The organism is Actinomadura soli (genome assembly GCF_005889715.1).
GTDB classification, from domain to species: Bacteria; Actinomycetota; Actinomycetes; order Streptosporangiales; family Streptosporangiaceae; genus Spirillospora; species Spirillospora soli.
Genome location: NZ_VCKW01000265.1, coordinates 1 through 11,345 on the forward strand (window position 1 = coordinate 1; position 11,345 = coordinate 11,345).

Sequence of the window (11,345 nt, forward strand, 5' to 3'; positions counted from 1 at the left end):
GCTCACCGGCGGGCTGCTGACGTACACGCTGCTGTGCGCGCTGTCCGGGCGGCCGGTGCCGCCGGGGACCACGACGGTGGCGGTGCTGTCGCTCTCGCTGTCGATGGGCGTCGCGGAATGGATCCTGTACGCCTACCGGCGGCGCGTCCACGAGCTGCTGGTCACGCACACCGGGATGGCGGGGTTCGCGCGGTCGGCCCGCGCCGCGCTGGCCGTCGCGCTCGCCCGGTACGCGGCGTCGGCGGTGGTGCTCGTCGCCGTCGCCGCGCCGCTCGCCCGCCTGCCCGCCACGACCATGACCGCGCGGACGCTCGGCGGCTTCCTCGCGCTGGGCTGCGCGTTCTTCCTCTCGCTCGTGCTGCAGGCGTGCGGGCGCGTCGGCGTCGTCCTGCCCGTCTACACCTGCGCGCTGGCCGCCGAGGTCGCCGCCGCGCTGACCGTCCCGCACCTCACGCCCAGCACGGTTCAGCTGGTGGTCTCCGGTGCACTGCTCGTCTTTCTCACGACGTACGCGGGCCGCGTCCTCGCCCGCGTGACCTCCCACCGATGAACCGATCGACCGATGAGAAGGCGTGATGCCCGATGGACAACCTGGTCGCCGTGACGGGAGCCGACGGATCGCCGCCGAGGGGCGCGCCATGCTGAGAACGACCGGCGGGCTGACGGGACGGGTCGCGTCGGTGGCCGTCCCCGCCTACTTCCCTCCCGGCGCCCTGGACTGGTCGACCCTCGCCGACCCCCGGCTGGGCGGGGTCGTGCTCAACGTCGACAGCGGCGCGGGCACCGTCCGGGACCGCGGGTTCGCCGCCACGGCGCACCGGATGGCGGAGGCGGGCGTGCCGCTCGCCGGGTACGTCGACACCGCCTACGGCGCCCGCCCGGTCCGCGCGGTGGAGGACGAGGTGGCGCGGTACTGGAAGTGGTACGGCATCCGGAGGGTGTTCCTCGACCAGGTGTCGGCCGTCCCCGGGCACGTGCTGCGCTACCGGCGCGTCGTCGCGGGCGTGCGTGGCCGCGGCGTGCGGCACGTCGTGCTCAACCACGGCACGTATCCCGACGCCGCGTACGCGGACCTCGCCGATCTGCTCGTCACCTTCGAGGGTCCGTGGTCGGCGTACCAGCACGTCCGCGTTCCGGCGTGGGCGGCGCGGCTGCCCGCCGAACGGTTCTGCCACCTCATCTACGCGGCGCCCCAGGCCGTCCTGGCACGGGCGCTGGCGCGGGCCGGGCGGCGCAACGCGGGCGTCGTCTACGTGACGGACCGGGCGGGCGCCAACCCGTGGATCGGGCTTCCGGGTTACTTTTCTCGCGAGCTGTCCCTCGTCTACGCGAACCGGTGACGTCGTGCCGTCCGGTGCCATGCGAATACCAGGGTGGGCCGTCGGCGCCGCCGCGGTCCTGGCCTCGGCCGCCGCCTTGGCGGCGGTGCTGGTCTCCACGCTGGCGCCGGACGAAGCCGCCCCGCCGAACGCATCCGCCTCGCCCGCCCTACCGGGCCGAGCCGCCCCGCCGGTGAAATCGGCTCCGCCGAACGAGGCGGATTCCGAGCGACGTCCCACCGGGTTCTGGGCTCCTCCGCCGGGCGTGCGCTGGCAGTGGCAGCTCACCACGCCGGTGGACCTCGGCGTGGACGCGCCCGTCCACGACATCGACGGCTTCGGCAACGGCGCGGACGTCGTCCGGGAGCTGCACCGGCGGGGCCGCCGGGTCATCTGCTACATCAACGTCGGCGCCGCCGAGCGGTACCGTCCCGACCACGCCGCGTTCCCGCCCGCCGTCCTCGGCAAGGGGAACGGGTGGCCGGACGAGCGCTGGCTCGACATCCGCCGGACGGACGTGCTCGGCCCCATCATGGCCCGGCGGTTCGACATGTGCCGGGACAAGGGGTTCGACGCGATCGAGCCCGACCTCCTGGACGGGTACATCTCCGACACCGGGTTCCCGCTGACCGCCGCCCACCAGCTCCGCTACAACCGCCTGATCGCGAGGCTCGCGCACGAGCGCGGCATGTCGGTCGCGCTCAAGAACGACCTCGCGCAGATCCCGGCGCTGGTCGGGACGTTCGACTTCGCGATCAACGAGCAGTGCGCGGAGTTCGGCGAGTGCCGCAGGCTGCTGCCGTTCGTCCGCGCGGGCAAGGCGGTCCTGCACGTCGAGTACAACATGCCCACGGCGGGCTTCTGCCGCCAGACCCGCGCGCTGGGCTTCGCGTCCATGCGCAAACGCCTCGACCTCGGCGCCTGGCGCCAGCCCTGCTAGACGGGATGGGCGTGCTCAGGCCCCCGCGCGGTGCGGCTGCGGCCTGGCCCGGTCGATCTCGGGGAGGGTCCGCAGGACGCTGCGCAGGTGCGCACGGGCGGCCTCCTCGGCGGCGGCGGCGTCATGGGCGCGGATCGCCTCGATGATCGCCAGATGCTCGGGCAGCGACTCGCGGGGACGTCCGGGATGCATGGCGAGCCTGAACTGGTGCCGGACGTTCTGCGCCCGGAGCCGCTCGAGCGCCTGCCCCGCGGTCCGCTGGCCGCTGATCTCCTGGACGCGGCGGTGGAGCCGCTCGTTCAGGTCCGAGTAGCCGAGCACGTCGCCGGTCTCGACGGCGCGGCGCATGTCGTCGCCGATGGCGGCCAGCTCATCGGCGTCCGCGGCGCCGATCCGCTGCGCGGCCTTCGCGGCGCACAGCCCCTCGATCACCATCCGGAGCTCGCAGATCTCGATCGCCTCGGCGAGCGACACGGCTCGGACCCGGGCGCCGCGGTTCTGGACGCGCTCGATCAGGCCCTCGGTGGTCAGCGCGAACAGCGCCGCCCGGACGCTGGACCTGCTCGCGGAGAACTGCTCGGACAGGTCGGCCTCGACCAGCCGCTGGTTCGGGACGAACTCCCCGTTGAGGATCGCGTCCCGGATGCCGGCGACGATCGGCTCCTCCGGTTTCCCCTTCGGCACGGCCTCACTCCCGATACTGGCGCCCCACGGGACGGTCGAGATTGTCAACAATTTTGTTACAGTTCGAGTGTAGCGAGCCGCGGCGTTTCCAGGAGGCCCGATGACGGAGGAGAGCCCGAGGCCGATCATCGCGGTGCTGGGCCTGGGCGAGGCCGGGAGCGCGATCGCCGCCGATCTGGCCGCCGCCGGGGCCGTCGTCCGGGGCTACGACCCCGCCGTCCCGGCCCCGGCGCACATCATCGGCACCGGCGGCGAGGCCGACGCGGTAGACGGCGCGGACCTCGTGCTCAGCGTCAACAGCGCGCACGACGCGGCCGGCGCGCTCCGCGCCGGGGTCGCGGGAGTCCGCGCGGGCACGGTGTGGGCGGATCTGAACACCGCGTCCCCCGGCCTGAAGCGGAGCCTGGACGGCGTCGCCCGCGCGCACGGCGTCCGGTTCGCGGACGTCGCGATCATGGCGCCGGTCCCGGGACGCGGCCTGCGCACACCGATGCTGGCCAGCGGGGACGGCGCCGCCGTGGTCGCGGGCGTCCTCACCCCGCTCGGCGCCACCGTCGAGGTCCTGCCGGACGGCCCCGGCGCCGCGGCGGCCAGGAAGCTCCTGCGCAGCGTCTTCTTCAAGGGCCTGGCGGCGGCGGTCGTCGAGTCCCTGGAGGCCGCGCGCTCGGCGGGCTGCGAGGGCTGGCTGCGGGACGACATCACCGCCGAGCTGACCCGGGCGAGCGCCGGGACCGTCGACCGGCTCGTGACCGGGACGCACAAGCACTCCGTCCGCCGCGCCGCCGAGATGGCCGCCGCGGCCGACATGCTGACCGATCTCGGCGTGCCTCCCCTCGTCGCGACCGCGAGCCGGGACCTCCTGGCCCGCCTCTCCGCCGCGCCGGCCGAGCGGTCCGCATGACCCGCGTCCCCGCGGACGGGTTACTGGCCGCCGCGCGCAACGGAGATGGGCGGGCGTTCGGCACGCTTGTGGAACCGCACCTGCGGGCGATCCACCTGCACTGCTACCGCATGCTCGGCTCGTTCGACGACGCCGACGAGGCCCTCCAGGAGGTGCTGCTGCGCTCGTGGCGCGGGCTCGACACGTTCCAGGAGCGCGCGCCGCTGCGACACTGGCTGATCCGGATCGCCACCAACGCCTGCCTGAGGGCCATCGAGCGCAAGGGACGGCTGCCCATCACGACCGGCGAGGTCGACTACCTCCAGCCCTACCCGGACGCCCTTCTCGACCACGCACCCGACGTGTCCGACCCCGCCGCGGTGGTGGAGGGCCGCGAGAACGTCGCCCTCGCGTTCATCGTCGCGCTGCAACGCCTCCCGGCCACCCAGCGCGCCGCCCTGATCCTGAAGGACGTGCTGGGCTGGAGCAGCGCCGACGTGGCCGGCCTGCTCGGCAGCAGCGCCCCCGCGGTCAACAGCCTGCTGCAGCGGGCCCGCGGCACGCTCGGCGCCGCCACGGGCCCGCGCCGTCCGCTCGACGGGCGGGACGAGGCCGTGCTCGGCAGGTTCGTCGACGCCTGGCGGCGCTCCGATTTCGCGGCGCTCGCCGCCGTCCTGCACGAGGACGCCGTGCTGCGGATGCCGCCGGAGCACCTCGTCGTCCACGGACGGGAAGGGATCACGAAGTTCCTGGCCACCGCCCCCGCGGGCGGCAGGCTCGAGCTGTTCACGCTGACGGAGACGCGCGCCAACGGGCATCCGGCGTTCGCGGCGTACCTCGCCGACGAGGAGACGGGCGCGTGCGAGGGCTACGGGCTCGTGGTGTGCACGGTCGCCGGTGACCGCGTCGGCACGGTCACCGGCTTCCGCGTCCCGTCCCTATTCGCTCACTTCGGCCTGCCCGCCGTCAGGGAAGCCGCCGTCCGAGGAAGGCCAGCAGGCGGTTGAACTCGGTGTCGTCCGGGCGCGCCGGCTGCTCGGGGGCGAACATCCCGGCGGCGCGGCGCTCCTCGATGGGCCCCCGGCGGGCGAACGAGGACACGGCGCCGATCACCGCGTCGTCGGCCCGGTAGGGCGTCCCGGTGGCGTGCGCGATGTCCCAGCCGTGCACGAGCGACTCCAGCAGGCAGACCCGGGTCAGCAGGAACCCGGGCACCTGGCCGATGACGAACGGGACCTCGCGGTCGAGCGTGTCGAACGCCGAGAACGCCGCCGCGCAGCGCTCGGCCACGGCGCGCAGCGCCTTGGCGGGGTCGTCGCCGAGGAGGTCGACGTCGGCGTAGCGGGCGCTGTCGGCGTCCGCGGCGGAGACGGGCTCCTCGCGGGCGTACCGGTCGACCAGCGAGAGGCTGCCGACGAGGTGGTTCCCCACCTGCCGGACGGTCCAGCCGGCGCACGGGCTGGCCGCGTCCCACCCCTCGGCGGGGACGGCGCCCAGCACCGCCACCGTGGCATCGAACGCGCGCTCCACCAGCCGGACGACGTCCGCCGTGCCGGGATTCGGCTCGGTGTTCATGAATCCTCCGATGTTCGGGCCGCGACGCGGCCGTTCGATCAGACAGATCCAGGAATCCTCGGCGATTCATCGGTCCGGTCCGGCGCGCCCGGCTTGCGGTAGACGAAGTCGTCCGCGGCCCCCGCGCCCACCGTGGCGGTGGCGTCGCGGACGAGACCGTGGTCCGGCGAGAGGGAGCAGGCCGGGTCGGTGCGGGCGGCGTCGCCGGTCAGCGCGTGGGCCTGGCAGCGGCAGCCGCCGAAGTCGATCTCGCGGCGGGGGCATTCGCGGCACGGCCCGGTCATCCAGTCCGTCCCCCGGTAGGCGTTGAACGCGGCGGACTCCGTCCAGATCCAGGCGAGCGGCCGCTCCCGGACGTTCGGCGGCGCGAGGTCGGCGATCGCGTACGCGGCCGGGCACGGCAGCGCGGTGCCGTCCGGTCCGACCGTGATCGAACGCGCGCCCCACCCGCCCATGCACGGCTTCGGGACGCCCTCGTAGTAGTCCGGCATGACCCAGACGAGCTCGGGCCCCTCGCCGGACCCGTGCGTCTCCCGCCACGCGGCGACCGTCGCCTTCGCGCGGTCGAGTTGGTCCCGGGCGGGGAGCAGCGCGGCGCGGTTGTGCAGCGCCCAGCCGTAGAACTGGGTGTTGGCGAGCTCGATCCGGTCGGCCCCCCAGCGGGCGCCGACCTCGATGATCTCCTGGAGGTTGTCGAGGTTGCGGCGGTGCAGGACGACGTTGAGCCCGAACGGCACGCCCGCGTCCCGGATCACCCCGGCGGCGCGCTCCTTGTCGGTGTAGGACACGCGCCCGGCGATGAGGTCGGAGCCGGGGCGCCGCGCGTCCTGCAGGGAGAGCTGGACGCTGTTCAGCCCGGCGGCCAGCAGCTCACCGAGCCGCTCCGCCGTGAGCCCGACCCCGCTGGTGACGAGCTGCGTGTAGACCCCGGCGCGGCGCGCGGCCGCGACGATCTCCGCGAGGTCGGGGCGCAGCAGCGGCTCGCCACCCGACACGTGCGCCTGGACGACGCCCAGCTCGGCGGCCTCGCCGAACACCCGCGCCCAGTCGGCGGTGCTCAGCTCCGCGCTCTTGCGGACGAGCTCCAGCGGGTTCGAGCAGTACGGGCAGTGCAGCGGGCAGGCGTGGGTGACCTCGGCCAGCAGCGCCCACGGTGCGGGGATCATCGCAGCCAGCCCTCCGCGCGGACGCGTTCGAGGAACGCGGGCACCTCGTCGGCGAGCGGCGCGTCCGGGAAGGACTCGCCGAGTTCGGCGACGATGTCGTCGACGGTGCGGCTGCCGTCGCAGAGCCGCAGGATCCGGCCGCCCGTGCCGCTGAGCCGCACCGCACGCTCGGGCATGAGCAGCAGGTCGGCGTCGCGGACGCGGTCGTGCCGCAGCATGACGGACTTGTCCAGGGCGGGGCGCCACGGCCCGTCAGGGGGCATCGGGGCTCTCCTTCGGCGCGTGCTCGACGGCGTCCAGCAGCGCCCAGAGCAGGTCGCACTTGAACGCGAACGCGGCCAGCGCCCGCTCCTGGCCGCCGGGCGTCCGCGCCCACGCGTGGACGAGCCGCAGCGCCTCCTCGGAGTCGCGGCGGCCCTGGCCGACGCGCACCTGGAAGTAGCGCAGCCCTTCGCGCTCCACCCATGGATAGTGGCGCTCCCACGCCGCGATCCGCGTCGCCATCAGGTCGGGCGCGAACAGCTCGGTCAGCGACGACGCGACCGCCTCCAGGGTGGAGGCGTTCCGGCAGAAGTTGACGTAGCCGTCCACGGCCAGCCGGACGCCGGGCAGCACGCCCTCGCCGGACAGCAGCAGCTCCCGGTCCAGGCCGACCGCCTCACCGAGCCGCAGCCACCGCTCGATGCCGCCGTCGGTCCCGTCGCCGTCCGGGGAGCCGTCGTGGTCGTGGACGCGCCGGATCCAGGACCTCCGCAGTTCCCTCGTGCCGAGCTTGGCGAGGATCAGCGCGTCCTTGACCGGGATGTGCCGCTGGTAGTGGAACCGGTTGAGGACCCAGCGCCGCAGCTCCTCGCGGGTGAGGGCGCCCTCGTGCATCCGCAGGTTGAAGGGGTGGCGGTGGTGGTAGCGCTCCTCGCCCAGCGTCCGGAGCCGCTCTTCCAGCTCGGCCTGCGTCGCCATGCGCCCGTTGATCGGCGTGCTTCCCGTGGTCACAGTTCGAGCGGTCACAGTTCGATCAGCGCTCCCTCTCGGGCGACCTCGAGCCCCGTTTCGGCGAGCCGCCGGTGCCCCGGGTCGTCCGCGTGGACGAGCCGGTTCGTGTTGTTCAGGTGGGTGTAGAAACGCCGTTCGGCGGGCAGCGCGGCCAGCCGCTCGGCGGTGCCGTTCCGGCCCGTGATCGGCAGGTGTCCCATCTGGGTGGACGTCTTCTCGGTGAACCCGGAGCGGACCGGCTCCTCGTCGTCCCAGAACGTGCCGTCGACGAAGACGCAGTCGGCGTCCCGGAGCGCGCGGTCCAGGGCGCCCGGCCAGCCGGCGAGCGCGGGAGCGTACACGACGACCTTGCCGTCGCGCCGGTCCCGGACGCGCAGCGCCACCACCCAGGCGTCGCCCGAGGGCTCGTCCAGGTCAGCGGCGTACCGGGGCCGTTTCCCCGAGACCGGGATCCCCTGGACCTCCAGGGGCCCGCCGTCGAGTGCTTCCAGATCCTTCTCCGGGAGGGTCGTCCAGGACAGGCCGGCGTAGGGGGCGAGGACCCGGTCCAGGCGCAGGCCGCCGGACAGGGCCGCGCGCACCGCGCCGGTCGACACGATCCGCAGCCCGGACGCCTCGCGCAGGCGCGGGATGCCGAGCGTGTGGTCGAGCTCGGCGTCGGTGAGGATCACCCCGGCGATGGGGGTGGCGCGCCGCTCGGGGCCCGGGTGCAGGGCGGCGCACGCCTCGATCTGCTCCCCGATGTCGGGCGTCGCGTTGACCACGTACCACCGGCCCTCCCCCGCCTCGACGGCGATGGAGGCATGTCGCCTCCGCAGAGAGGGCTCGGAACGGGCGGCGGCGCACCCGGCGCAGGCACAGTTCCATTGAGGCACGCCGCCACCCGCCGCGGTGCCGAGAATCAGCAGCCGCATCGCGGACGGGTCAGCCCTCGGCTGTGAAGTAGGCCGTGACCTCCAAGGAGGTCTCCACGATCTGGTAATCGGGCGTGACCCAGCGGTCCGCGCGTTCGTCGGTCCGGTCCGCGTCTGAGCTGTGGACGGCCATGCTCGCTCCTTCCTCTCGATTGGCACCGGGGAAGCGCCCTCCTACTACTGAAAGCGCTTTCCAAGTCCCTTCATCCTGATCGTATGCCGCGCTGGAACGGGCCTCTAGGGCGCTCCGTGCCAAAAAAGACATGAAGTCCGTGCCAAGCTTTACGGACCGGCGGTTGATGATCACTGTGGGTGGTGGACGAGCGATGCCACTCGGCCGTTACCACCTGCGAAGGTGCGCCGCGGATTGCCGCGCGCTTGCCCTCGCTCCAGGCTTTCTCGTGGCGGGGGCGGGATTCGAACCCGCATCACCAGGCTTATGAGACCTGCATGCTCCCGTTGCACCACCCCGCATCGGTAAGACAAATGCTAAGCGGCCCGTTGCCCGGTCGCGAATGGTTTTTTCGCCCGCCGCGCAGGCTTTCAGCGGCGTCCTGCCCGGTCCCGGCACCGCGGCTGGCGATGAGTTGACCGGAAGATGGGATTGGCGGGACATGGACCCAACGTCACGGGATACGTCGCAGGCGAGACTCCCCGGCCGTGAGAGGAGATGGTTCATGCGTGCCTTGACCGTCCTGCCGGAGCGGCGCGGCTCGCTCGCCGTCACGGACGTCCCGGACCCGGAGCCCGGCGAGAACGATCTGCTCGTGGACGGGGTCGCCGTCGGGGTGTGCGGCACCGACAGGGAGATCGCCGACGGCGACTACGGCTGGGCGCCGCCCGGCCGCGACCGCCTCGTCATCGGGCACGAGTCGCTGGGCCGGGTGCGGGACGCGCCGTCCGGCAGCGGTTTCGCACCCGGCGACCTCGTCGTCGGCGTGGTGCGGCGCCCGGACCCGGAGCCGTGCGGGGCCTGCGCCCACGGCGAGTTCGACATGTGCCGCAACGGCCGGTACACCGAACGCGGCATCAAGGAGATCGACGGGTTCGCGAGCCGGTCCTGGACGGTGGAGGCCGACTACGCCGTCATGCTCGACCCGCGCCTCGCGGAGGTGGGCGTGCTCATGGAGCCGACCACGATCGTCGCCAAGGCGTGGGACCAGATCGAGAAGGTCGGCGCCCGGGGCTGGTTCGAGCCGCGCAAGGCGCTGGTGACGGGCGCCGGGCCGATCGGGCTGCTCGCCGCCCTGCTCGGCGTGCAGCGCGGCCTGGACGTGCACGTCCTCGACCAGGTCGCGGACGGCCCGAAGCCGCGGCTCGTCGCCGACCTCGGCGCCACGTACCACCACGAGGGCCTGGAGGAGGCGGTCGCGGGCACGAGGCCGGACATCGTGATCGAGGCGACGGGCGTGTCGCAGCTCGTCTTCGGCGCGATGGCGAACAACGCCGCCTACGGCATCGTCTGCCTGACCGGCGTCTCGTCGGCGGGCCGGCACGTGGAGGTGGACGCGGGGGCGCTGAACCGCGACATCGTCCTGGAGAACGACGCGATCATCGGGTCGGTCAACGCGAACCTCGGCCACTACGCCGCCGCCGCGCACGCCCTCGCCGGCGCCGACCTGGACTGGCTCGGACGGCTGATCTCACGCCGCGTCCCGCTGGAGCGCTACGAGGAGGCGTTCACCCCGCACCCCGACGACGTCAAGGTCGTCATCACCCTGGACGGCTGATCCGGGCACCGGCGTATTCGCTCGCCCCGCGCCGCGAAGACCCGCCCCTCCCATCGACGTCCCGGGTACGAAAAGTCGTTTTCCTCATTTCCGATTAATGCGGGCAATACGGGCTCGCGAATGTGGCCGAAATCATGCGGGAACCTCGGCCGTGCGGCCAGGATGCGGGAATGACCTTCCCGTTGATGCACGGGTACGACCACATCAATGTGGTCGCCCAGCTCGGCCCCGTCGCGGCGGTGCGCGACAGGGAACTCGGCGAGCGAATTCTCGAATACCCCAAACTGCTGCCCGGCGGCTCCCCGGATTTCGGGCATGCGGTGCAAAAAGGAAAGGAGTGGCGGATCGCGTCGCTCGGCTGCGACGACCCGTCCTCCGCACGCTACAGCCTCGCCATCGACCTCCGGACGGACGCGCCCGGCGAACCCGATCCCGGCACCGCCCGCGCCATGCTGGCCGCCGCCGACCGGCTCGACCCCGAGGAGGGCGACCAGCTCGCCAAGGACGAATGGGAGATCGGCGACCGCCGCTACCGGATCGTCCGCGTCGAGAAGTTCGTCCTGATCGGCGACGGCGTCATGGAGCCGCCCCGCTCCACCGACGCCGACCTGCCCGGCGACGGGCTCCTCCGCGACCACCTCATCGACCCGCCCGCGGCGTGCGGGCAGTGGGAGGCACAGCTGCGGCTGAACCTGGTCGGCCACATGCCGGCGGCCGGCACCGTCCCCGACGTCGTCCGCGCCGAGGCCCGCCACGCCATCCAGAGCCATCCCGGGGTCGTGCTGCTCCCGCCGACCTTCGTCGTGGTCGAGATCGACGGCGGCTGCTGGTCGCCGATCACCGGCGGGGACGACCCCGACGAGGCCCGCGACCGGCTCGCCCGGCACTTCACCGACCTGCTCCCCCGGCTCCGCGACTTCCAGAACGACCCGGCCTCCCCCGGCGAGCTCGCCGAATGGACGGCCCTCGCCGACGAGATCAAGGCATCGCCCGGGCACCGGATCCTCGCGCGCGGACGCGAGTTCCGCACCGTCCGCGTCTCCCGGATGCTGCGCCTCGGCCGGGACGGACCGGAAGGCCCCCGCCCGTGCGACGAGGAACGCTACGGCCTCACCGGCGCCGCCGAGTCCTGACCCCCGCGGCC

At 73.5% G+C, this 11,345-nt stretch carries 14 protein-coding genes and 1 tRNA gene; 7 read left to right on the plus strand and 8 right to left on the minus strand.

Features of this window, described 5'->3' with window-relative positions; genetic code table 11:
• The 3 genes from ETD83_RS43035 to ETD83_RS34110 form a co-directional block, all read left to right on the plus strand.
• Positions 1 to 550: hypothetical protein (locus tag ETD83_RS43035; protein WP_205718029.1), on the plus strand; the 550-nt coding region annotated here is incomplete at its 5' end.
• An 88-nt stretch (positions 551 to 638) separates the two neighbouring features.
• Positions 639 to 1,340, plus strand: a complete 702-nt coding sequence (locus ETD83_RS34105; protein ID WP_171064596.1) for a spherulation-specific family 4 protein — start codon at positions 639 to 641, stop codon at positions 1,338 to 1,340.
• Positions 1,341 to 1,359: 19 nt separating this feature from the next.
• The gene (locus ETD83_RS34110; protein WP_138649331.1) at positions 1,360 to 2,259 is read left to right on the plus strand and encodes an endo alpha-1,4 polygalactosaminidase; all 900 of its coding nucleotides are present in this window, start codon (positions 1,360 to 1,362) and stop codon (positions 2,257 to 2,259) included.
• A gap of 15 nt (positions 2,260 to 2,274) precedes the next feature.
• Here the strand turns inward: ETD83_RS34110 and ETD83_RS34115 are convergent, their stop codons facing one another.
• A complete protein-coding gene (locus ETD83_RS34115) occupies positions 2,275 to 2,943 on the minus strand; it encodes a GntR family transcriptional regulator (protein ID WP_230421367.1) in 669 nt (222 codons plus the stop codon).
• 100 nt (positions 2,944 to 3,043) lie between these two features.
• On the opposite strand from ETD83_RS34115, the gene ETD83_RS34120 reads away from it, so the two are divergent.
• Entirely contained in the window at positions 3,044 to 3,844 is an 801-nt protein-coding gene (locus tag ETD83_RS34120; protein ID WP_138649333.1) for an NAD(P)-dependent oxidoreductase, read from the plus strand.
• A complete protein-coding gene (locus tag ETD83_RS34125; protein ID WP_138649334.1) occupies positions 3,841 to 4,830 on the plus strand; it encodes an RNA polymerase subunit sigma-70 in 990 nt (329 codons plus the stop codon). Before ETD83_RS34120 ends, ETD83_RS34125 begins: the two co-directional genes overlap by 4 nt.
• On the opposite strand, the gene ETD83_RS34130 is transcribed toward ETD83_RS34125, so the two are convergent.
• The 7 genes from ETD83_RS34130 to ETD83_RS34160 form a co-directional block, all read right to left on the minus strand.
• A complete protein-coding gene (locus ETD83_RS34130) occupies positions 4,790 to 5,398 on the minus strand; it encodes a TIGR03086 family metal-binding protein (protein ID WP_138649335.1) in 609 nt (202 codons plus the stop codon). The genes ETD83_RS34125 and ETD83_RS34130 overlap by 41 nt on opposite strands.
• 38 nt (positions 5,399 to 5,436) lie before the next feature.
• Positions 5,437 to 6,564 (minus strand): pyrroloquinoline quinone biosynthesis protein PqqE, encoded by a 1,128-nt coding sequence (gene pqqE / locus ETD83_RS34135; RefSeq protein ID WP_138649336.1) that lies wholly within the window; start codon positions 6,562 to 6,564, stop codon positions 5,437 to 5,439.
• Entirely contained in the window at positions 6,561 to 6,827 is a 267-nt protein-coding gene (pqqD, locus tag ETD83_RS34140; protein WP_138649337.1) for a pyrroloquinoline quinone biosynthesis peptide chaperone PqqD, read from the minus strand. The genes pqqE and pqqD overlap by 4 nt, the downstream gene beginning before the upstream one ends.
• Entirely contained in the window at positions 6,817 to 7,524 is a 708-nt protein-coding gene (pqqC, locus tag ETD83_RS34145; RefSeq protein ID WP_138649338.1) for a pyrroloquinoline-quinone synthase PqqC, read from the minus strand. The genes pqqD and pqqC overlap by 11 nt, the downstream gene beginning before the upstream one ends.
• A gap of 44 nt (positions 7,525 to 7,568) precedes the next feature.
• Positions 7,569 to 8,471 carry a pyrroloquinoline quinone biosynthesis protein PqqB gene (gene pqqB, locus ETD83_RS34150; RefSeq protein WP_138649339.1) on the minus strand — a complete coding sequence of 301 codons (903 nt, stop codon included), beginning with the start codon at positions 8,469 to 8,471 and terminating at the stop codon, positions 7,569 to 7,571.
• 10 nt (positions 8,472 to 8,481) lie between these two features.
• Positions 8,482 to 8,604 (minus strand): pyrroloquinoline quinone precursor peptide PqqA, encoded by a 123-nt coding sequence (gene pqqA / locus ETD83_RS43040; RefSeq protein WP_131969690.1) that lies wholly within the window; start codon positions 8,602 to 8,604, stop codon positions 8,482 to 8,484.
• 269 nt (positions 8,605 to 8,873) lie between these two features.
• A tRNA-Met gene (locus tag ETD83_RS34160) sits at positions 8,874 to 8,945 on the minus strand.
• Between the two features lie 203 nt (positions 8,946 to 9,148).
• Here ETD83_RS34160 and ETD83_RS34165 point away from each other — a divergent pair.
• Both ETD83_RS34165 and ETD83_RS34170 read left to right on the plus strand, forming a co-directional pair.
• Entirely contained in the window at positions 9,149 to 10,201 is a 1,053-nt protein-coding gene (locus ETD83_RS34165; RefSeq protein WP_138649341.1) for a glucose 1-dehydrogenase, read from the plus strand.
• Positions 10,202 to 10,371: 170 nt separating this feature from the next.
• The gene (locus tag ETD83_RS34170) at positions 10,372 to 11,334 is read left to right on the plus strand and encodes a DUF5954 family protein (protein WP_138649342.1); all 963 of its coding nucleotides are present in this window, start codon (positions 10,372 to 10,374) and stop codon (positions 11,332 to 11,334) included.
• Positions 11,335 to 11,345 lie beyond the last annotated feature (11 nt).

Excerpts from the sequence above, each read along its gene's own strand:
- ETD83_RS34105 (WP_171064596.1), top strand. The coding sequence starts at position 639 with ATGCTGAGAACGACCGGCGGGCTGACGGGACGGGTCGCGTCGGTGGCC.
- ETD83_RS34110 (WP_138649331.1), top strand. The coding sequence starts at position 1,360 with ATGCGAATACCAGGGTGGGCCGTCGGCGCCGCCGCGGTCCTGGCCTCG.
- ETD83_RS34120 (WP_138649333.1), top strand. The coding sequence starts at position 3,044 with ATGACGGAGGAGAGCCCGAGGCCGATCATCGCGGTGCTGGGCCTGGGC.
- ETD83_RS34125 (WP_138649334.1), top strand. The coding sequence starts at position 3,841 with ATGACCCGCGTCCCCGCGGACGGGTTACTGGCCGCCGCGCGCAACGGA.
- ETD83_RS34130 (WP_138649335.1), bottom strand. The coding sequence starts at position 5,398 with ATGAACACCGAGCCGAATCCCGGCACGGCGGACGTCGTCCGGCTGGTG.
- pqqE (WP_138649336.1), bottom strand. The coding sequence starts at position 6,564 with ATGATCCCCGCACCGTGGGCGCTGCTGGCCGAGGTCACCCACGCCTGC.
- pqqD (WP_138649337.1), bottom strand. The coding sequence starts at position 6,827 with ATGCCCCCTGACGGGCCGTGGCGCCCCGCCCTGGACAAGTCCGTCATG.
- pqqC (WP_138649338.1), bottom strand. The coding sequence starts at position 7,524 with ATGGCGACGCAGGCCGAGCTGGAAGAGCGGCTCCGGACGCTGGGCGAG.
- pqqB (WP_138649339.1), bottom strand. The coding sequence starts at position 8,471 with ATGCGGCTGCTGATTCTCGGCACCGCGGCGGGTGGCGGCGTGCCTCAA.
- pqqA (WP_131969690.1), bottom strand. The coding sequence starts at position 8,604 with ATGGCCGTCCACAGCTCAGACGCGGACCGGACCGACGAACGCGCGGAC.
- ETD83_RS34165 (WP_138649341.1), top strand. The coding sequence starts at position 9,149 with ATGCGTGCCTTGACCGTCCTGCCGGAGCGGCGCGGCTCGCTCGCCGTC.
- ETD83_RS34170 (WP_138649342.1), top strand. The coding sequence starts at position 10,372 with ATGACCTTCCCGTTGATGCACGGGTACGACCACATCAATGTGGTCGCC.